Here is a 20631-nt window from a genome sequence, read left to right on the forward strand (position 1 = left end):
GGAACGGATCGTGTCGAGGCCGAGTGCGCGATCACCGCCGCGCGGCCCTGGAGGTGGCGACAACCGGGCCGGGTTCTCCACGAGCACCGGCACATGGATCACTGGGTACGACGGCCCCCCAGCACATCGATCCTGCGGGGGGCTCCTATCAAGGACCTATACGGCCGGTATGCGGTCGTCCCCGCGCGCGGGCAGGTCCGGGTCGGGGCCGCCCGAGGCCGGGTGGGCGGCGGCCCGGACGGCGGGCACCGCGGCCGCCGCCAGGGCGGTCACCGCCATCAGCACGGCGACCGCGAGGACGGTGTGGCGGCTGCCCCAGCCGTCCAGCATGAACCCGCCCGCGAGCGCCCCGAGCGCGCTGGCGCCGTACGCGACCATGCCCGCCGCCCCAGCCGTACGGCCCAGAATCTCGTCGGGGGTGATCCTCAGCTGGTAGACGGCGGCCACCACGTTGAACAGCCCGCTGACATAGCTCATCGCTCCGCACGCCAACCCCATCAGCAGCGGCTGACGTACGACCGCCACCAGCGGCACGAGCACCGCCCACACTCCGAGCCCGCCGATCAGCACGGTCCGCAGGTACAGGCGTGGGATCCACCACTGGGCGCTCAGCGCGCCCAGCATTCCGCCGATCCCGCCGGCCGCCAGCACGACGCCGACCGCCACCGGGGACCGGCCCTCCTCCTCGACCAGCGCGAACGGAACGGCCAGCATGACCACTTGGAACAGCACGTTCGTGGCGGCCACCAGCGACACCGCCGCCCGCAGGAACCGCTGTCCGAGAAGCCACTTCACCCCCTCGCGCATCTCCCGGACCAGCGACCGATTGGCGTCGCGCTTCCTGCGGTCCTGGAAATCCCGGCGGATCAGCAGCAGGGTGAGCAGCGACAACAGCTGACCGAGGGCGGCGAAGGCGAACGGCAGCCAGCGGGTCAGGGCGAACAGGGCGGTCCCCAGTGGCCCACCGATCAGCCCGGCGGCCCTGAAACGCGTTTCGTTGCGGGAGAGGGCGGCCCCCAGTTGGTGCGGGGCGACCACATGGCGCACCGCACCCTGCTCGGCCAGCTGGTGGACCAGGCCGAGGCTCGTCTCCAACAGGGCCACCGCCATCAGATGCGGCAACCAGAACCACCCGGCGGCAGCCGTCACGGCCACGCTCAGCAGGGCCACCGCCCTGCCCACCTCACAGGCCACCATCAGCCGCTTCCGGTCCCACCGGTCCACCAGCGCACCGGCCGGCAACTGGACCACCAGGTTCGGCAGCAGCGCGGCGAACGCCACCAGACCGGCGGCCTGCCCTGACCCCGTGTGCCAGAGCGCCAGCAGCGCGTACCCCGCCGCGCCGGCCCGCGACCCGAGCACGGACAGTCCGCTGCCGCTCCACAGCAACCAGAAGTCCCGGTTTCGGCTCAACGGCGGCGTCCGGTCCACCGCGTCCCCTTCGGCGACGGTACTCATCGCGCACCGCCGATCCGGCGCAGCACATCACCGAGAATCCCGCCGATGGCAGCCACCGGAGCGGCGTCCATCATGCCGGCGTGGCTGGACTCGATGCCGTACTCCTCGATCGGACCCGCCGAGTACGGCTCCCAGGCGGTGAAATCCGGGCTGCCCGGGGGCCGCTCCAGCAGCGCCGTGAAGTACACCAGTGGCACATCCAGCGGCTCGGGCACGTAATCCCGCAGGATCAGGCTGGTGTTCACCGAGGTGTCCCACATGGCGCCGATCTGCTCCCGGGACAGCCCCTTCATCACGCTGAGTTCCTTTCGCAGGGTGCGTCCGAGCTCGGAGTCGTCCCGCTCGAGCCACTCGAAGGCCGCCGCGTCCACGTCGAAGTCGGCGACCACCTTGTGGAGCCGCTCGCGCTCCATCGCGGGCGTGGGCTTGTCCATCAGGTCGCTGGGGCAGGAGTCGAGCAGCGCGACGAGCGTGACCGGCTCGCCGAGCCGACGCAGCCGCACCGCGACCGCGTGCGCCACGTTGCCGCCCACCGACCAGCCCAGCAGCTGGTACGGCCCGTGCGGCTGAACCCGGAGGATCTGCTCGACGTAGTCGTCGGCCATCTCCTCGATCGTCCGCGCCCAGCGCTTCCCGTCGCCGGCGATGCCCCGGGCCTGGAGCCCGTACACCGGGAACTCCTCGCCGAGGTACGGCACCAGCCGGCCGTAGCACCAGCTCAGACCGCCCACCGGGTGCATGCAGAACAGTGGCGTGCCGGTGCCCTGCGGCCGGAGCGGCAGCAGGACGTCGAGCGAGTTGTCGGGCCCGCCGTCCTGCTCCACGAGCGCGGCGAGCGAGGCCACGGTCGGCGCCTGGAACAGGCTGCGAAGGTGCAGCTCCACCCCGAGCACCGCCTGCACCCGGCTCACCAGTCGGGCCGCCAGCAGTGAATGCCCGCCCAGGGTGAAGAAGTTGTCGTCCACCCCGACCCGGTCCAGCCCGAGAACATCGCAGAACAGCTCCACCAGCGTCTTCTCGACCGGTGTGGCGGCGTCCCGGACCTCGCCCTGGCCCTGCTCCGGCGTGGGCAGCGCCTTGCGGTCCAGCTTCCCGTTCGGACTGAGCGGCAGCGCGTCCAACACCACGAACGCCCCCGGCACCAGCTGCGCGGGCAGCCGCTTTTCCAATGCCCGCCGCAAGGTGTCCGCTGTCGGCTCGGCCCCGGGCTCGGGCACGACATATCCGGTCAGCAGCTGCCGCCCCGGCACGTCCTCCCGCACCACGACACCGGCCTGCGCAACTCCGTCCACAGCCGCCAGCACCGCCTGGATCTCCCCCAGTTCGACGCGGATGCCCCTCAGTTTGACCTGGTCGTCGATGCGCCCGTGGAACTCCAGCGTGCCGTCGGCCCGCCACCGCGCGATGTCGCCGGTCCGGTACATCCGGGCACCCGGACGCGATCCGTACGGGTCCGCCACGAACCGCTCCGCGGTCAGCCCCGGACGGTTCACGTACCCGTCCGCCAGATCGTCACCGGCGAGATACAGCTCACCCGTGGATCCCACAGGCACCGGCCGCAGCCACCGGTCGAGCACATAGCAGCGGGCGCCCTTGATCGGCCGCCCGATCGGCAACCGGGCACCGTCCCGCGCCTCCTCCTCCGTCACCGGATGGAAGGTCGCCGTCATCGTCGACTCGGTGGGCCCGTATTGGTTCACCAGCTGCCAGTCCGCCCCGACCGCCGCGGCCCGCCGTACATGCGCGGCCGTCAGCTCCTCGCCGCTGACCAGCCCCATCCGCAGCCACGGCGAGGGTACGTCGTCCTCGTCGGCCGCGTCCCGCGCCGCGTCCGCAAGCGCGTCCAGCATGGTCGGCACCAGCGCCGGCAGCACGGTCACCCGGTGCCGCCGCAGCAGCCCCAACAGCGCCGCCGGATTCTTCGCTTCCTCCGGCTCCGCCACGACGAGCCGCGCGCCGGCCGTCAATGGCCCGAAGATGTCCCGAACGGACGGGTCGAAGGACACCGAGGCGAGGTTCAGCACCGTGTCGTCGGCCCCGAGGCCGGTCAGTCCGTGCAGGTACGCGAGGTAATTCACCGCCGCGTCATGGCGGATGACCACGCCCTTGGGACGCCCGGTCGAGCCGGAGGTGTAGATGACGTACGCGGGCATCCGGGCGGCCGCGCCCGCGTCCGCCGGGGCGAGCGGGTCGGTCGTGGCCCACTCGCCCGGCTCCCGCACCTGCTCAAGGTCGTCCAGGAGAGCGACCGACTCGACATCCTCCAGCATGAACGCGATCCGTTCCGCCGGATACGTGGGATCGACCGGCAGATAGGCGGCCCCCGACTTCAGGACGCCGAGCAGCGCGACGATCAGTTCCATGGAACGCGGCAGCGATACGGCTACGACCCTGCCGGGCCCCGCCCCGTCCGCGACGAGCCGATGGGCGAGTCGGTTGGCCCGTGCATTGAGCTCGGCGTAGGTGAGCTGTTCGTCGCCGTGAACCAGAGCGATCCGGTCGGGGGTGGCGGTGGCCTGCACCTCGAAGAGGTGGTGCAGGGTGTCGGGGCTCGTCGCGGAGGCAGTGCCGTTCGGAGGGCGGTTCCACTCCTCCAGGAGTCGATGGTGTTCCTCGGGGGTGAGGAGTTCGTACCGCGAGAGCGGTTCGTCGGGGCGTTCGACGACGGCTTGGAGGAAGCGTACGAGCCGCTGGCCGAGCACGTCGACGGTCTCCTGGTCGAACAGGTCGGCCGCGTACTCGATCGCACCGTGCAGCCCGCCGTCCGGCGCATCGCGCACGGTGAAGGACAGATCGAACTTGGCCTGCCCGCGCTGCACTTCGAGCTCGCTCACCGTGATGTCGTCCCCGAGGTCCAGGATGCCTTCGCTGTTGTTCTGGAAGTTCAGGGCGACCTGGAAGAGGGGGTGGCGGGCGAGGGAGCGTTCGGGGTTGAGGACCTCGACGAGGCGCTCGAAGGGGGTGTCCTGGTGGGTGTAGGCGTGGAGGTCCGTCTCCCGGGTGCGGTGGAGGAGGGTGCGGAAGGTGGGATTGCCGCTGGTGTCGGTGCGCAGGACGAGGGTGTTGACGAAGAACCCGACGAGGTCGTTGAGTGCCTCGTCGGTACGTCCGGCGATGGGCGCGCCGATGGGGATGTCCTCGCCCGCGCCGAGCCGGGTGAGCAGTCCGGCGAGGGCGGCCTGCACGAGCATGAACAGGCTCGCGCCGGACTCCCGGGCGAGCGCCTGAAGCCTTCCGAGCAGTTCGGCGTCGATGTTCCAGTACGCGAATCCGCCCCGATGGCCGGCCACGGCGGGCCTCGGCCGGTCAGTGATCAGGCTGAGCTCGGCGGGCAGCCCGTCGAGCTCGGTACGCCAGTGGGCGAGCTGGCGGGCGGCCCGGCTGGCGGGGTCGTGTTCGTCCCCGAGCAACTCCTGCTGCCACAGCATGTAGTCGGCGTACTGAACGGGCAGCGGCTGCCAGTCCGGTGCCGAGCCGTGGACGCGGCTGCGGTAGGCGGTGGACAGGTCGTGGGCGAAGGGCGCGAAGGACCAGCCGTCGGCCGCGATGTGGTGCACGACCAGAAGCAGCACGTGCTCGGCCCCTACGGCGAACAGCACTGCGCGTACCGGGAGTTCGGCAGCCAGGTCGAAGGGCCGCGCGACGGCGGACGCCAGCAGGTTCGTCAACTGCTCCTCGGATGCCACCACCCGGTCGAGTTCGGGCTTGGCCTCGGCACAGGACAGCACCTTCTGTACGGGTTCACCGTCGTGCTCCTCGAAGACGGTACGAAGACTTTCGTGCCGGTGCACGACATCGGTGAGGGCCTGCCGCAGTGCATCGGCATCGAGGTCGCCGTTGAGGCGGACGGCGAGGGGCATGTGGTAGGTGGGGCTGCCGCCCTCCATCTTGTCGAGGAACCACAGACGCTGTTGGGCATGCGACAGCGGAGTGCGCTCGGGCCGAGGGAGGCGGGCCATGAGGGGCGGACGACGGTCGCCGCTGTCCTGCATGTGTTCGGCCAGCAGGGCCACCGTGGGGGCTTCGAAGATCGTGCGCAGGGGCAGTTCGGCGCCCAGAGCGGTACGGATGCGACTGGCCAGGCGCGTGGCAAGCAGGGAGTGCCCGCCCAGGGCGAAGAAGTTGTCGTCGATACCGATGGCGGTGTCGATCCCGAGAACCTGGCCGAAGAGCGTGCACAGAAGTTCTTCACGCGGGTCACGTGGCGGGCGGGTCGTGGTGGGAGTGAGGTCCGGGGCGGGGAGGGCCTTGCGGTCGAGTTTGCCGTTCGGGGTGAGGGGAAGTGCCTCCAGCTCGACATAGGCGGAGGGGACCATGTGGTCGGGCAGGTGCTCTCGCAGGGTGGCGAGGTCCGGCGTGCTGCCGGCTTCGGCGACGTAGTAGGCGATGAGGCGGTCGTCGCGGATCAGGACGGCGGCTTGGGTGATACCGGGCAGGTCGGCGAGATGGGTCTGGATCTCACCGAGCTCAACCCGCTGACCACGGATCTTGACCTGGTCATCGACACGACCCAGATACCGCAGCTGCCCGTCGGCAGTCCAAGTGGCGATATCGCCGGTGCGATACATACGCGCACCCGAAACACCGTGCGGGTCGGGCAGGAAAGCCTCGGCCGTCAGGTCGGGACGCTGAACATAACCGCGAGCCAGCTGCACACCGGCGAGATAGAGATCACCGGGAGTACCCGTGGGGACAGGCCGAAGACCCTCATCCAGCACGTAGACGCGGGTGTTCCACACAGGCCGGCCGATAGTGACCGTCGCATCGCCCGGAAGACACGGCGTATAAGTGACATCGATGGAAGCCTCGGTAGGGCCGTAGAGGTTGTGCAGCTCGGCGTGGGGCAAAGCCTGGAAGAAGGCATCACGGGTCGCGGGAGGCAGAGCCTCACCGGAACACATCACCCGGCGCAGACAACCGCACGCACCACCCTCAGCCTCACCGAGGAACACCTGCAGCATCGACGGCACAAAGTGAGCCGTAGTCACCCGCTGCCCCTCGATCAACCGAGCCAGATACAGCGGGTCCTTGTGCCCCTCAGGCTCCGCGATCACCATCACGGCCCCCTGCAGCAGAGGCCAGAACAACTCCCACACGGAAACGTCGAACCCGATCGGCGTCTTATGCAGGACACGATCGTGGACGCCCAGCCCATACTCACCCTGCATCCACGCCAACCGGTTCACCACACCAGCGTGAGGAACCACCACGCCCTTCGGACGCCCCGTAGAACCCGACGTGTAGATCACATACGCGGCACAAGCCGGATCGACCGCGATACGCGGATCACGGTCCGGCTGCTGGTCGAGCAGGTCCGCAAGGGTCATCTCGTCGATGACATAAGCCGCACGGGCGTTGTCCAGCATGTACCGACGCCGCTCAGCGGGATAACCGAGATCAACGGGCAGATACGCAGCCCCCGCCTTCAGCACACCAAGCAGCGCAGCAACCATCTCGACAGACCGAGGCAACGCTACGGCCACCACCGACTCCGGCCCCACACCCCGCCCCAGCAGCCCATGAGCAACCCGGTTGGCCCTGGCATTCAACTCGCCATAACTGACCCGCTCCTCACCGAAGACCAAGGCACAAGCATCCGGCGTCGCAGCAACCTGCTCCTCGAAGCGCTCATGCAAAGTGCCGCGACCACCGACCTCGACAGCCGTGTCGTTCCACTCCCCCAGCAGCCGACGCCGCTCGGTCTCGCCCAGGACCTCCACCCGGTGGAGCAGGGTGCCGGGGGCTGATTCGAGTGCTACGACCATGTGCTCGGCTGTCACGCTCACGAGTTCGCACATCGCCTGTGGATCGATCGAGGCCGCGGTCTGGGCGGTGATCGTGAACGCCCCGCCGGTGTCGTCCACCGAGACGGTGACGGGGTAGTTGGTGCGCTCATGAGCGTGCACCAGCTCGATGCCTTCCAGCACCGTACCCGTGCCGGAAGCCTCGTCGAAGTCCTGGCTGTGCCGGTAGTTCAGCAGTGAGGTGAACAGAGGTGTGCGAGCCGGCACACCACTGAGCTGTTGGGCCAGGGAAAGCGGGGCGTGTTCGTGGACGACGAGGTCGGCCAACTGGTCCCGCATGCCGGAGACGGCTTCGGCCACGGTGGCCGAACCACCGCGCACCCGTACCGGCAAGGTGTTGATGAACAGGCCGGGTATGCGGTCTGCTCCGGCTCCGGCGTGCATACGGCCGAACAGGACGGTGCCGAAGACGACGTCGTCCCGTCCGGACGTCGCAGCCGTCACACGGCTCCATATGACGTGGAACAGCGTGGCCGGGCTGGTGCCGTGGCGCCGAGCCTGTTCCCGCAGGCGGCCGGAGAGTGCGGAGTCCAGCGGCAGCGACGCCTGGGCGACGCCTGAGCCGTCGCCATGGACCTCGAGGACGCCGTACGGAGCGGACGGCTCGGTCACGTCACCCAAGAGGCAGGCGAAGTAGGCCTCGTGTTCCTCCTGCGGCACGCCCAGATGCGCCTGGGCGACCACTTCGCGGAACGGCAGCGGTGGCGGAAGCTCGTTCTCCCTGCCGTCGAGTATCGCGCGCACTTCCTCCAGTACGACGGAGAGTGCGGTGTGGTCCTGGATCATGTGGTGGAACTGAAGAACGGCATGCAGGTGCTGCCCTTCGTCCGGTTCGGTGACGTGCAGGCGCACCAGAGGCGCCGTACGCAGGTCCATCACGGGGGGACAGGCCGCCAACAACCGCTCCACCACGGTTCCGCCAGGCTCCGGCCGGAGGGTGATGACGGGGATCTCGGCATGACGCAGCACGACCTGGACGGGCTCTGCGATTCCTTCCCAGAGGACGGCGGTGCGCAGGATGTCGTGCCGGTCGACCACTTTCTGCAACGCCGAACGGAAACGGTCGAACCGTTTCCGGGAGTCGAAGCGAAGCACCACCGGCAATACGTAGACGTCGTCGCCACCGCCGGCGGTCATGAGGTGGTGGAACAGAATGCCTTCCTGCAGAGGCGCCAGCGGGTACACGTCCGCGATGTTGGACACGCCGCCCGGAATCTGGGTGAGGACCGACTCCACCTCCTCCGCGCTCAGGTCGACCAAGGGCAGCATGTCGGGAGTGATCGCCACCGCGTTCGTCGGGATGAGGTTGGGGGGCACCGCCACCGTGGCGCGCCCGGCCGCCGCCGCCAGACTGGCCACGGTCGGGGCGGAGAACAGGGTCCGTACGTCGATCGACACGCCGCGTTCACGGAGACGCTCCACCAGGGTGACGCCCAGCAGGGAGTGTCCGCCGAGGGCGAAGAAGTTGTCGTCGATGCCGATGGGGGTGTCGATGCCGAGGACCTGGCCGAAGACGGTGCACAGGAGCTCTTCGCGGGGGTTGCGTGGCGGGCGGGTGGTGATGGGAGTGAGGTCCGGGGCGGGGAGGGCCTTGCGGTCGAGTTTGCCGTTCGGGGTGAGGGGAAGTGCCTCCAGCTCGACATAGGCGGAGGGGACCATGTGGTCGGGCAGGTGCTCTCGCAGGGTGGCGAGGTCCGGCGTGCTGCCGGGTTCGGCGACGTAGTAGGCGATGAGACGGTCGTCGCGGATCAGGACGGCGGCTTGGGTGATACCGGGCAGGTCGGCGAGATGGGTCTGGATCTCACCGAGCTCAACCCGCTGACCACGGATCTTGACCTGGTCATCGGCACGACCCAGATACCGCAGCTGACCATCGGCAGTCCAAGTGGCGATATCGCCGGTGCGATACATACGCGCACCCGAAACACCGTGCGGGTCGGGCAGGAAAGCCTCGGCCGTCAGGTCGGGACGCTGAACATAACCGCGAGCCAGCTGCACACCGGCGAGATAGAGATCACCGGGAGTACCCGTGGGGACAGGCCGAAGACCCTCATCCAGCACGTAGACGCGGGTGTTCCACACAGGCCGGCCGATAGTGACCGTCGCATCGCCCGGAAGACACGGCGTATAAGTGACATCGATGGAAGCCTCAGTGGGGCCATATAGGTTGTGCAGCTCGGCGTGGGGCAAAGCCTGGAAGAAGGCATCGCGGGTCGCGGGAGGCAGAGCCTCACCGGAACACATCACCCGGCGCAGACAACCGCACGCACCACCCTCAGCCTCACCGAGGAACACCTGCAGCATCGACGGCACAAAGTGAGCCGTAGTCACCCGCTGCCGCTCGATCAACCGAGCCAGATACAGCGGGTCCTTGTGCCCCTCAGGCTCCGCGATCACCATCACGGCCCCCTGCAGCAGAGGCCAGAACAACTCCCACACGGAAACGTCGAACCCGATCGGCGTCTTATGCAGGACACGATCGTGGACGCCCAGCCCATACTCACCCTGCATCCACGCCAACCGGTTCACCACACCAGCGTGAGGAACCACCACGCCCTTCGGACGCCCCGTAGAACCCGACGTGTAGATCACATACGCGGCACAAGCCGGATCGACGAAGACGAACGGATTGTCCTCCCGCCCATCCCGGAACTCAGGAAGAGTGCTCTCGTCGATGACATAAGCCGCACGGGCGTTGTCCAGCATGTACCGACGCCGCTCAGCGGGATAACCGAGATCAACAGGCAGATACGCAGCCCCCGCCTTCAGCACACCAAGCAGCGCAGCAACCATCTCGACAGACCGAGGCAACGCTACGGCCACCACCGACTCCGGCCCCACACCCCGCCCCAGCAACCCATGAGCAACCCGGTTGGCCCTGGCATTCAACTCGCCATAACTGACCCGCTCCTCACCGAAAACCAAGGCACAAGCATCCGGCGTCGCAGCAACCTGCTCCTCAAAACGCCCATGCAAAGTGCCGCGACCACCGACCTCGACAGCCGTGTCGTTCCACTCCCCCAGCAGCCGACGCCGCTCATCGCGAGTGAGGAGTCCGTAGTCGGCCAGCGGACGGTCAGGGTCGGCGGCGACAGCCTCGCAGAGCCTGACGAATCGCTCGGCCATGCCCTGCACGGTTGCGTGATCGAACAGGTCGGTCGCGAAGTCGACGCTGCCACGCAGCGCGCCGTCGGCAGCGGTGACCACGTTGAACATGAGGTCGAACTTGGCCGCGTCCACCGCTACTGCCTCGGCGCTCACCTCAATGCCGGGCAGTTCGAAGGGGGAGGCCGCCAGGTCGTCCTCGAGGTTCAGCATGACCTGGAACAGAGGGTGCCGACCAGCCGAGCGCACGGGGTTGAGCTCTTCGACGATTCGCTCGAAGGGGATGTCCTGGTGGCTGTAGGCGTGAAGCCCCACTTCCCGGGTGCGGTGGAGGAGGGTGCGGAAGGTGGGATTGCCGCTGGTGTCGGTGCGCAGGACGAGGGTGTTGACGAAGAACCCGATCTGGTGGTGAAGGGCTTCGTCGGTGCGTCCGGCGATGGGTGCGCCGATGGGGATGTCGTGGCCTGCCCCGAGCCGGGTGAGGAGGCCGGCGAGCGTGGCATGGACGAGCAGGAAGAGGCTGGCCCCGGACTCCCGTGCTAGCGCCTCCAGCTTTTGGCGTACGGCAGCGGGGAGCTCCCACGCCACGCTGCCGCCCCGGTGACTGGGGTGGCGTGGACGCGGGCTGTCGTAGGGCAGCGCGAGTTCATCGGACAGATCGGCGAGTTCGGTTCGCCAATAAGCGAGTTGGCGGGCAGCCCGGCTGGCGGGATCGTGTTCGTCGCCGAGAAGCTCGTGTTGCCAAAGGGTGTAGTCGGCATATTGGACCGGAAGGGGCGCCCACTCCGGTGCCTCGCCCTGAGTCCGGGCCCGGTAGGCGGCGGACAGGTCTTGGGCCAGCGGCGTCAAGGACCAGCCGTCGGCCGCGATGTGGTGCACGACGAGGAGCAGCACGTGCTCAGCCGGACTGACGGTGAACAGCGTTGCCCGTAGGGGCATATCGGCCTTCAGGCTGAATGGCTGTGCCGCGGCGGATGTCAGCAGATCTGTGAGCTGCTCCTCGGAGGCCGACACCCGTTCAAGCGTGGGTATTGCCTCGGTGCAGGGCAGCACTTTCTGTATGGGTTCGTCGTCGTGTTCTTCGAAGACGGTGCGGAGGGTTTCGTGCCGGTGGATGACGTCGGTGAGGGCTTGTTGGAGTGCGTGGGTGTCGAGGTCGCCGTTGAGGCGGACGGCGAGGGGCATGTGGTAGGTGGGGCTGCCGCCCTCCATCTTGTCGAGGAACCACAGGCGGCGCTGGGCGTGGGAGAGGGGGATGCGGTCGGGCCGCGGGTTCTGGGCGGTGAGGGGCGACCGGTGCTCGGTGTCACCGTCAATGTGTTGGGCCAGCAGGGCCACCGTGGGGGCTTCGAAGATCGTGCGCAGGGGCAGTTCGGCGCCCAGAGCGGTACGGATACGGCTGGCCAGGCGCGTGGCAAGCAGGGAGTGCCCGCCCAGGGCGAAGAAGTTGTCGTCGATACCGATGGCGGTGTCGATCCCGAGAACCTGGCCGAAGACGGTGCACAGGAGCTCTTCGCGGGGGTTGCGTGGCGGGCGGGTGGTGATGGGAGTGACGTCCGGGGCGGGGAGGGCCTTGCGGTCGAGTTTGCCGTTCGGGGTGAGGGGAAGTGCCTCCAGCTCGACATAGGCGGAGGGGACCATGTGGTCGGGCAGGTGCTCTCGCAGGGTGGCGAGGTCCGGCGTGCTGCCGGCTTCGGCAACGTAGTAGGCGATGAGGCGGTCGTCGCGGATCAGGACCGCAGCTTGGGTGATACCGGGCAGCTCGGCGAGATGGGTCTGGATCTCACCGAGCTCAACCCGCTGACCACGGATCTTGACCTGGTCATCGACACGACCCAGATACCGCAGCTGCCCGTCGGCAGTCCAAGTGGCGATATCGCCGGTGCGATACATACGCGCACCCGAAACACCGTGCGGGTCGGGCAGGAAAGCCTCGGCCGTCAGGTCGGGACGCTGAACATAACCGCGAGCCAGCTGCACACCGGCGAGATAGAGATCACCGGGAGTACCCGTGGGGACAGGCCGAAGACCCTCATCCAGCACGTAGACGCGGGTGTTCCACACAGGCCGGCCGATAGTGACCATCGCATCGCCCGGAAGACACGGCGTATAAGTGACATCGATGGAAGCCTCAGTGGGGCCGTAGAGGTTGTGCAGCTCGGCGTGGGGCAAAGCCTGGAAGAAGGCATCGCGGGTCGCGGGAGGCAGAGCCTCACCGGAACACATCACCCGGCGCAGACAACCGCACGCACCACCCTCAGCCTCACCGAGGAACACCTGCAGCATCGACGGCACAAAGTGAGCCGTAGTCACCCGCTGCCGCTCGATCAACCGAGCCAGATACAGCGGGTCCTTGTGCCCCTCAGGCTCCGCGATCACCATCACGGCCCCCTGCAGCAGAGGCCAGAACAACTCCCACACGGAAACGTCAAACCCGATCGGCGTCTTATGCAGGACACGATCGTGGACGCCCAGCCCATACTCACCCTGCATCCACGCCAACCGGTTCACCACACCAGCGTGAGGAACCACCACGCCCTTCGGACGCCCCGTAGAACCCGACGTGTAGATCACATACGCGGCACAAGCCGGATCGACCGCGATACGCGGATCACGGTCCCGCTGCTGGTCGAGCAGGTCCGCAAGGGTCATCTCGTCGATGACATAAGCCGCACGGGCGTTGTCCAGCATGTACCGACGCCGCTCAGCGGGATAACCGAGATCAACAGGCAGATACGCAGCCCCCGCCTTCAGCACACCAAGCAGCGCAGCAACCATCTCGACAGACCGAGGCAACGCTACGGCCACCACCGACTCCGGCCCCACACCCCGCCCCAGCAACCCATGAGCAACCCGGTTAGCCCTGGCATTCAACTCGCCATAACTGACCCGCTCCTCACCGAAGACCAAGGCACAAGCATCCGGCGTCGCAGCAACCTGCTCCTCGAAGCGCTCATGCAAAGTGCCGGGGCCACCGACCTCGACAGCCGTGTCGTTCCACTCCCCCAGCAGCCGATGCCGCTCACCCGGCAGCAGGAGCGGCAGGTCGGCGATGTCTGAGTCCGGACTGTCGGCGAAGGCGGCGAGGAACTCGACGAAGCGGCTCTGATGGGAGGCGAGTTCGGCCTCGCTGTACCGGCTGGGGTTCGCGGTGAGCTGGAGCTGGAGGCCGCCTTCGCCAGGCACCGGGTAGACCGCGAATTCCATGTCCTCGATGGGGCCCGCGGTGAGTCGGTGTGCCGTGCCGGGGCTTTCGGCGAAGGAGACGTTCAGGTCGAAGCCCAGGACGTTCACGACGGGGCCGAACTGCCGCCCGGCGCGCATGGAGCCGGCGCCTCCGGAAGGGGAGGCCTCCCGGAGATCGCGCAGTATCTCCTCGTACCGATACTGCTGGTGACGCAGTGTCCCGCGGGTCGCGTCCAGCGCCCGGCGGATGAGGGAGCGGACGGTCGTGCCCCGGCTCGCCTCGACGCGTACCGGAAGGATGTTGGCCGTCATGCCCGGAGTCTGCTTCTCCACGGCGGTGGCGCGGTTGGCGACGGGCAGGCTGAACAGGATGTCGTCCTGTCCGGTCATCCGCTGCAGATAGGCGACGACGGCGGCGATGAGGCCGGTCGACCAGTTGGTACGGGCGAGGCGGGCCGTCGCGGTGAGGCGGTCCAGGGTCTCCTGCGGGATACGACCGGCACAGCGCAGCGGGTTGTACCCGGCTGCCTGTAACGCGTGTGCGCCGAGGCTCAGGGTGGAGGCTTCAGGCAGGTCCACGAGCCGTTCGGCCCAGTGAGCGCGGTCGGCGGCGTACCGTTCGGAGGCCCGGTACGCGACCTCGGCGGAGTGCAGCTCGGAGAGACTGGGCAGCGCACCTTCGGCAGGGTCCCGTCTTTCGCGCAGGGCCGTGTAGATCTCCGCGGTCCGGCGCAGCACGAGGACGCCGCTGTGTCCGTCGACCGTGAGGTGATGGGCGCGCTGGTAGAAGAAGTGGCGCTCCGGCGAGAGCGCTATCAGCGCGTAGGTGAAGAGCGGGTCTCGGGTGACATCCGTGGCGCGGGCGAGGTCGGCGCGCATCCAGGCCTGGGCCGCCTCCTCGTCCGCGGCTTCGATCACGGGCAGCGTCCAGTTGTCGTCCAGGTCCTCGATCTGCTGTGTCGGCCCGCTCTCGTCGTCGTCCGCAACGAACCGGACCCGGAGCGCCTCGGTCTCGGCCACGGCCATGCGGGCGGCCGTACGGAAGTCCCGGAGATCCAGTGGGCCTCGGATGTCGGTGTAGAGACTGACGTAGTACTGCTGCCCGGCAGCGCCCAGCTGCAGGTCGAACCAGATTCCGGACTGTCCGGCGAGGAGCGGGAGCCGACGTGCTGTGTCAGACGGAGTCGTTACGGGCGCGAGGTCGGGGCTGGACATCGGTCACTCCATCCAGGAACGGGGTTTGGGAGAGGCGGACACATGTCGGTTCAGGGCTGGCGGCGGGCGCGCTGAGCCGGAAGCGGGAGAGGGGTGGAACGTGGGTGCGGCTGAGCTGAGCGGCCTCGCCTGTCCTGCGGGCGGAGTCGACGTGGAGCCGCCGAGGGGGCCGGAGCTCGAGACACGGCCTTCGTGGTACGCCCGGCGCGCAGGCACCGGGGGCGGGTGTCGTGCGCGGCTGCTCGAGACGCCCCGGGACCTTCGTGCGTCGGGGAGCAGGCCAGTTCCGGCGTGGTCCTGTGGCTCTGCGGCGCGGGCCGTGTCAGTAAGGGGCCGCCCGCCCGGTGCGCCATGCGGTGGCGGCAACCGGCATCGCGGGGTGGCGGAGCATGGACCTCCAATGGCGAGCGGTCATGGACGACGGACACCCACCAAGATTCAGGACCGACCTATATCCCACCTCTAACGAGATCCCTAGCTTTGCAAGCGTGGACCGGTGGACCAGGAGGGGCGCGAGACGGGCGGGCCGGTTCGGCCGTCTGTGTGTTCAACCGCAACGGCGTACGGCCCAGCAGCGCCGACATCCACGAGGTCGTCGACACGTCTTCCCTGCATCGCCGAAGCTCTGGTCTTCGGCGCGGAGGGGCCGGACGGCGGCCACTGGATGCCCCTCGTCGTGCCAGATCGTGCGGGCAACCACGGGGAATGACGTGGACCAGGCCGCTGGCTAAGCAGGCCCTGCTGCCGCTCCTCATCTGAGTGCTGATAGACCAGCGCACCTTTCTCCGAGGACTGCCCGGCACGGACCATGGCGTCCTTCAGGGTGGCGCCCGAGCGCGTCGACAGAGTGTGTCCGGCGTGAGCTCGGCCGACACCCAGGCTGTGGCGGGGTGTCGCCACCCTCCGGGCCGTCGAGGCCGATTACGGCGTGGAAGTGGAACGGCGCCGCGCTTCTGGTACTCGGCGACCTCGGCACATGAAATGTGTGCGTGGTCACGGAAGGCCCGTTGGGGAGCCCGGCCCGCTTGGCAACCTCCCGGCGTAGGTAGATCGAGAAGTGCCGCCAGAGAGCGCCGGCGTGCGCATTCCACAGCACGGCCGCACCCGATTTGGCCGTTTCGGATTCCTTCCTTTCACTTGGACGAATCCGCCGTTTGATCACCCTTCGTGGTTGATGATGGGAGTATGAGGGGACGGCAGCGGGTTCTGTGCTGGTCAGTGGCGGCGGTGGGAGCTGGCGCCAGCATTGTGTTGAGCGGATTGGTAGTGGTCGGGGATCTGAGCACCGCGGACCGGCTTGCGAGCGTGGTGGGCGCGGTGGCGGGCGTGGTGGCGCTGACCGTGTCGGTGTACACGATGTCCCGACAACCTGCGCCTGACTCTGGGCCGGTCCGTGCGCGGGACGGTTCGAACGCGGCGGCGGGAAGCATGCGTAACGTCTCGGCCCGGGACACCACCTCGGCCCCGGCCACGCCGGACAGCGGCGGGGGAGTCTCGGCGAGTGGCGGGTCCAACGCCGCTGGCGGGGACATCGACGGCAGCACCGCGTACAAAGGTTCCTGATGGGACGCCACGGCGACAACAGGTCCAAGAACCCAGGTGTTCCTGCGGTCGAGGCAAGCAGCGGTGCGAATGCGGCCGGCCATGACATTGTGAATTCGGTTGCCCTGCACATCGACAGCGCTGTGATCATTTTTCCGGAGGCGTACCCACACCTCACGGACCTACCGAAGCAGGCCCAGCGGGCCGACGACAGGGCGGCCACCCAGGTGCTGTATGGGCAGGAGCTGACCCACCTCGAAGCTGAGGCGAAGCAGCTGAGGGTAAGGCTGCTTCTGGCACGCGACGAGCTGACCGCTTGTCGGCCGGTGACACAGGCGCTGACAGCGGCCCGAGAGGAGGCTGCTGGGTTCGCCACGCGGCTGACCGCTGTGGAGGCCGAGCTGTCAGAGGCTCGGACGCGGGCGGAGGCTGCTGAAGCAGACCGAGATCGGCTGGCAGACCAGGCCGCTGGTCAGCGACATCAACTGAAGCATGCCGTCGCCTATAGCCGCGAACAGCAGAGCGCCCTAGCCGTCCAGCGGGAACGCGTCAAAACCCTGCAGGTTGAGCTCCAAGTCTTTCAGCACCAAGTGCAACCCCTGCTGCATCAGCCATCAGACGCCGATCCCCAGCAGGGAAACCCCGCCGAGATCGTGCTCGCGTCCCTTACAGCCCCGGGTGAGGTAGCGGGAGCGCATGCCCCAGCTGACGCACTCGCTGTCGTTCAGGCCAGCGTTCCTGTACCGGATTGGCAGCCTGCCCCCGTCAGGCGATGGCGGCCTGAGCGTGAACTTGCGTACCCGGAGCCCTGGAATATGGACGAACCACTCTCCGCGCCACAGCGAGAGCGCCTTGACATGCTACGTAAGTCCTGGAGGGAATTCACTAAGGACCTCAAGACCACCCGGAGCCGCCTGGGGGTGCCGTTTCACGTGCGGGCTGCCCGGCGCACCATCAATTGGCTGCACCGCTCCACCGGCGACTCACGATGGCTACTCCTCGGTGAATCCATCGAGGCATTGCAGCACTTCGATATCGGGTACGGACCTACTGGGGAGGCAACCCCTGACGCTGCCGTCCCCAAGCCGCCCGAGTACGAACTAACCATGGCCACCGTGATCGCCTACCGCTGCTCCGTGGACCAGTTGCGCACCGACCTACGCAAGCTGACCGGCCTGCACTTTGATCGGCATAGGTAGCACCACTGGCCGTTTGGTTGGTCGAGTTACAGAGCAGAGCGCATTGGCGAGCGCACTTCCTATCTCGGCCCTTGGGCACGGATTCCACTCTCAAGCCGGGGTAGCGGCTTCGGCCGTGCCAGGCGCGTACCAGATCAGGTGGGGAACCACGGGGTACAGCAGCGAACGAGCCGGCCGCGGAGCGAGCCCAGGCGCCGCCGTCGCCGCAGGTCAGGCGGATCGACAATCGCGGGGCACCCGAGCTTCCCAAGCGCCCGCTGCTTTCTGCGCGGTGACGTCGAGCAGTACGGATGGGACCGGACGGCAGCCGCCGGTCCCATCCCCGCATGCCCCATCCCGGGGGCATCGGCGTCACAACACGGTCAGGTAAATCTTGCGCACGGTTTCGATGGTCTTCCAGACACCGACGAAGCCCGGCTTCATGACAAAGCTGTCGCCTGCCTTGTAGACCACCGGTTCGCCACCCTCCGGCGTGATTTCGACGATGCCGGAGAGGATGTGGCAGAACTCGAAGATCTCGCCCTTGATCGAGCGCGTCTCGCCGGGCGTGGCTTCCCAGACGCCCGTCTTGATCGTTTCCCCGCGGGCGGCGTCCTGGGCCCAGGTCTTGTACGTCGGGTCGCCGGAAATCAGGCGTTCCGGTAGCGGGCCGGACTCGCGGGGTGCGAAGGACGGGTCGGCATCGATGGTCTTCAGGAGCGACATGCTTTTCCTCTGCTGGTTTCGGGAACGACACAGATCGGAAGCGGACATACCAGGGAATACCAGGCTGTTGCGGTCCATCGAGTCTCTCCGACGTCCCGCACGGAGCCCACGCGTGATCTGTCCGTCGCGGGCACGATGTTCGGACGTTGTGTCAAGCGTGGGACTGGGAGGCGGCACTCACGCCTCCGTGCGCTTCGAGCGGTGGAGACTTGGCCGGCGCGCCACTGGCAGCACGCAAGTCGCACCGCCGGCTGGGCATACGTGCCTCGGTGCCGGGTGGCGGAGCCGTGAGGCGCATACTCGGTGATCGTTGTGGTGCCGTCAGGGCGGTGGCTGCTGCGATCGATTCGGTGGTCAGACGAGGAAGGGCATGGGGGACATGCGTGGTGGCAACCGGCCGATAATGCCGGAGTCGGTGGACAGTCCGGCTCTGCGGACGCCGCCGACGGGCAAGGCGGCGCGGTGGCTGCTGCGTCACCAGGTGCAGCCGGTGGGGCCGGCGGCCGGTGAGAGTCGTGCCGAGCAGCATGCCTGGTGGAAGGTGATGTGCCTGACCGGGGTCGACTACTTCTCCAGCCTGGCCTACGTGCCGGCGATCGCAGCGTTGGCTGCGGGGGCCGTTTCGCCTCTGGCGACGCTGCTGATCGTGGCGTTGACGTTGCTGGGGATGCTGCCGATGTACCGGAAGGTGGCCAGGGAGAGCCCGAACGGCGCGGGGTCGGTGGCCATGCTGGAGGATCTGCTGCCGTTCTGGTGGGGCAAGCTCTTCGTGCTGGTCCTGCTCGGGTTCGTGGCCACCTCGTGGATCATCACCATCACGCTGTCCACGGCGGACGCCTCCGTACACGTGATGGAGAATCCCTTCTTCCCCTCTGTACTTCATGGCCACGAGGTCGCCCTGACCGTGGCGCTGCTGCTGGTGCTGGGAGGTGTTTTCCTGCTCGGGTTCAGTGAGGCGGTCAGTGTCGCCATCCCGCTGGTCGCCGTCTTCCTGGCGCTCAACGCGGTGGTCATCGGTGTGGGACTGGTCCATGTGTTCACGACGGACGGCGCGCTGTCGGCCTGGACCGACGCGCTCGTCGAAGGTGGAGGCGGCTTCGGTGACCTCGCCGGTCCGGCACTGCTGGCCTTCCCGCTGCTGGTGCTGGGCCTGTCGGGCTTCGAGACCGGTGTGAGCATGATGCCGCTCGTGGCGGCCGAGGGTGCCGACGCCGAGCAGCGGCTGCGCGCCAGGATCCGCAACGCCCGCAGGCTCCTGACCACGGCCGCTGTGATCATGAGCGTCTACCTGCTGGCCGCCAGCTTCGTGACCACCGTCCTCATTCCGGAGAAGGAGTTCGAGCCCGGCGGTGCGGCCAACGGCCGGGCGCTGGCCTGGCTGGCGCACGAGCATGTCAGTGAGGCGTTCGGCACCGCCTACGACATCAGCACCATCCTCATCCTGTGGTTCGCCGGCGCGTCCGCCATGGCAGGGTTGATCAACATCGTTCCCCGCTACCTGCCCGACTACGGCATGGCACCCGAGTGGGGGCGCGCGGTGCGTCCGGTCGTCATCGTCTACACGGCTCTGTGCATCCTGATCACCATTGCCTTCGACGCCGACGTCGATGCCCAGGCCGGTGCCTACGCCACCGGGATCCTGGCGATGATGGTCTCCGGTGCCTTCGCCGTGACCGTCTTCGTCGCACGCAATCGTCGGCGCGTGGCCACCGCCGGCTTCGCCCTGCTCACAGCGGTCCTGTTCTACGCGCTGGTGGCCAACATCGTCGACAAGCCCGACGGCATCGCCATCTCCGGCTTCTTCATCCTGGGCATCATCGTCGTGTCGCTGATCTCCCGCGTCTCGCGCACCACCGAACTGCGCGCCGACCGCATCGTCTTCGACGAGGCCGCCCGCCGGTTCATCGACGACACCCTCGCCCACGACGAGTCCATCAACATCATCGCCAACCGCCGCCAGGCCGGCGACTTCGCCGAGTACAGCGCCAAGGAACGCGAACAACGCGGCACCAACCCGGTGCCGGGCCCCGCTGACGTGCTCTTCCTGGAGATCGACGTGGTCGACCCGTCCGACTTCAGTGAAACCCTCACCGTCCACGGCGTCGAAGTCGACGGCTACCGCATCCTGCGCGCCGAGGCACCGGCCGCCCCCAACGCCATCGCCGCCATCCTTCTCGCCCTGCGCGACGCCACGGGCGCGCGGCCGCACTGCTACTTCGCCTGGGCCGAAGGCAGCCCCCTGGTGCACATGGTCCGTTACTTCCTCCTCGGCCGCGGTGACACCGCCCCGGTCACCCGCGAGATCATCCGCAGCAACGAACCCGAGCCCGACCGCCGCCCCGGTATCCACGTCGGCGGCTGAGACGGGCACCTCCGCCTGGGTGACGCGGCGGACCGCCGACCGCAAAGGAACAGGT

5 protein-coding genes and 2 pseudogenes are annotated in these 20631 nt (G+C 68.0%); 2 read left to right on the forward strand and 5 right to left on the reverse strand.

What is annotated here, in order from left to right:
* Positions 1–156 precede the first annotated feature (156 nt).
* The 4 genes and pseudogenes from MQE23_RS20955 to MQE23_RS20970 all read right to left on the reverse strand — a co-directional run.
* Complete coding sequence (locus MQE23_RS20955; RefSeq protein WP_020275986.1) at positions 157–1458, reverse strand: MFS transporter; 1302 nt, start codon at positions 1456–1458, stop codon at positions 157–159.
* Entirely contained in the window at positions 1455–14768 is a 13314-nt protein-coding gene (locus tag MQE23_RS20960) for a non-ribosomal peptide synthetase (protein ID WP_243379864.1), read from the reverse strand. Before MQE23_RS20960 ends, MQE23_RS20955 begins: the two co-directional genes overlap by 4 nt.
* Before the next feature lie 738 nt (positions 14769–15506).
* Positions 15507–15629: pseudogene (locus MQE23_RS20965) on the reverse strand (site-specific integrase); the annotation flags it as partial.
* A pseudogene (locus MQE23_RS20970) lies at positions 15629–15870 on the reverse strand (replication initiator); the annotation flags it as partial. The pseudogenes MQE23_RS20970 and MQE23_RS20965, both read right to left, overlap by 1 nt.
* Positions 15871–16330: 460 nt before the next feature.
* Here MQE23_RS20970 and MQE23_RS20975 point away from each other — a divergent pair.
* Positions 16331–17509: a hypothetical protein gene (locus tag MQE23_RS20975; RefSeq protein ID WP_243379865.1), complete on the forward strand. Its 1179-nt coding sequence runs from the start codon at positions 16331–16333 to the stop codon at positions 17507–17509.
* Between the two features lie 351 nt (positions 17510–17860).
* Here the strand turns inward: MQE23_RS20975 and MQE23_RS20980 are convergent, their stop codons facing one another.
* Entirely contained in the window at positions 17861–18214 is a 354-nt protein-coding gene (locus tag MQE23_RS20980; RefSeq protein ID WP_243379866.1) for a cupin domain-containing protein, read from the reverse strand.
* A 415-nt stretch (positions 18215–18629) separates the two neighbouring features.
* On the opposite strand from MQE23_RS20980, the gene MQE23_RS20985 reads away from it, so the two are divergent.
* Positions 18630–20576, forward strand: coding sequence for an amino acid transporter (locus MQE23_RS20985; protein WP_243379867.1), 1947 nt, complete (start codon positions 18630–18632; stop codon positions 20574–20576).
* Positions 20577–20631 lie beyond the last annotated feature (55 nt).

The sequence above is a fragment of the Streptomyces sp. HP-A2021 genome, from assembly GCF_022807935.1.
Taxonomy (GTDB): Bacteria; Actinomycetota; Actinomycetes; order Streptomycetales; family Streptomycetaceae; genus Streptomyces; species Streptomyces afghaniensis.

What these genes read in the sequence shown, in the direction of transcription:
- MQE23_RS20980 (WP_243379866.1), bottom strand. Translation starts at nt 18,214, where the DNA reads ATGTCGCTCCTGAAGACCATCGATGCCGACCCGTCCTTCGCACCCCGC.
- MQE23_RS20960 (WP_243379864.1), bottom strand. Translation starts at nt 14,768, where the DNA reads ATGTCCAGCCCCGACCTCGCGCCCGTAACGACTCCGTCTGACACAGCA.
- MQE23_RS20975 (WP_243379865.1), top strand. Translation starts at nt 16,331, where the DNA reads ATGGGACGCCACGGCGACAACAGGTCCAAGAACCCAGGTGTTCCTGCG.
- MQE23_RS20955 (WP_020275986.1), bottom strand. Translation starts at nt 1,458, where the DNA reads ATGAGTACCGTCGCCGAAGGGGACGCGGTGGACCGGACGCCGCCGTTG.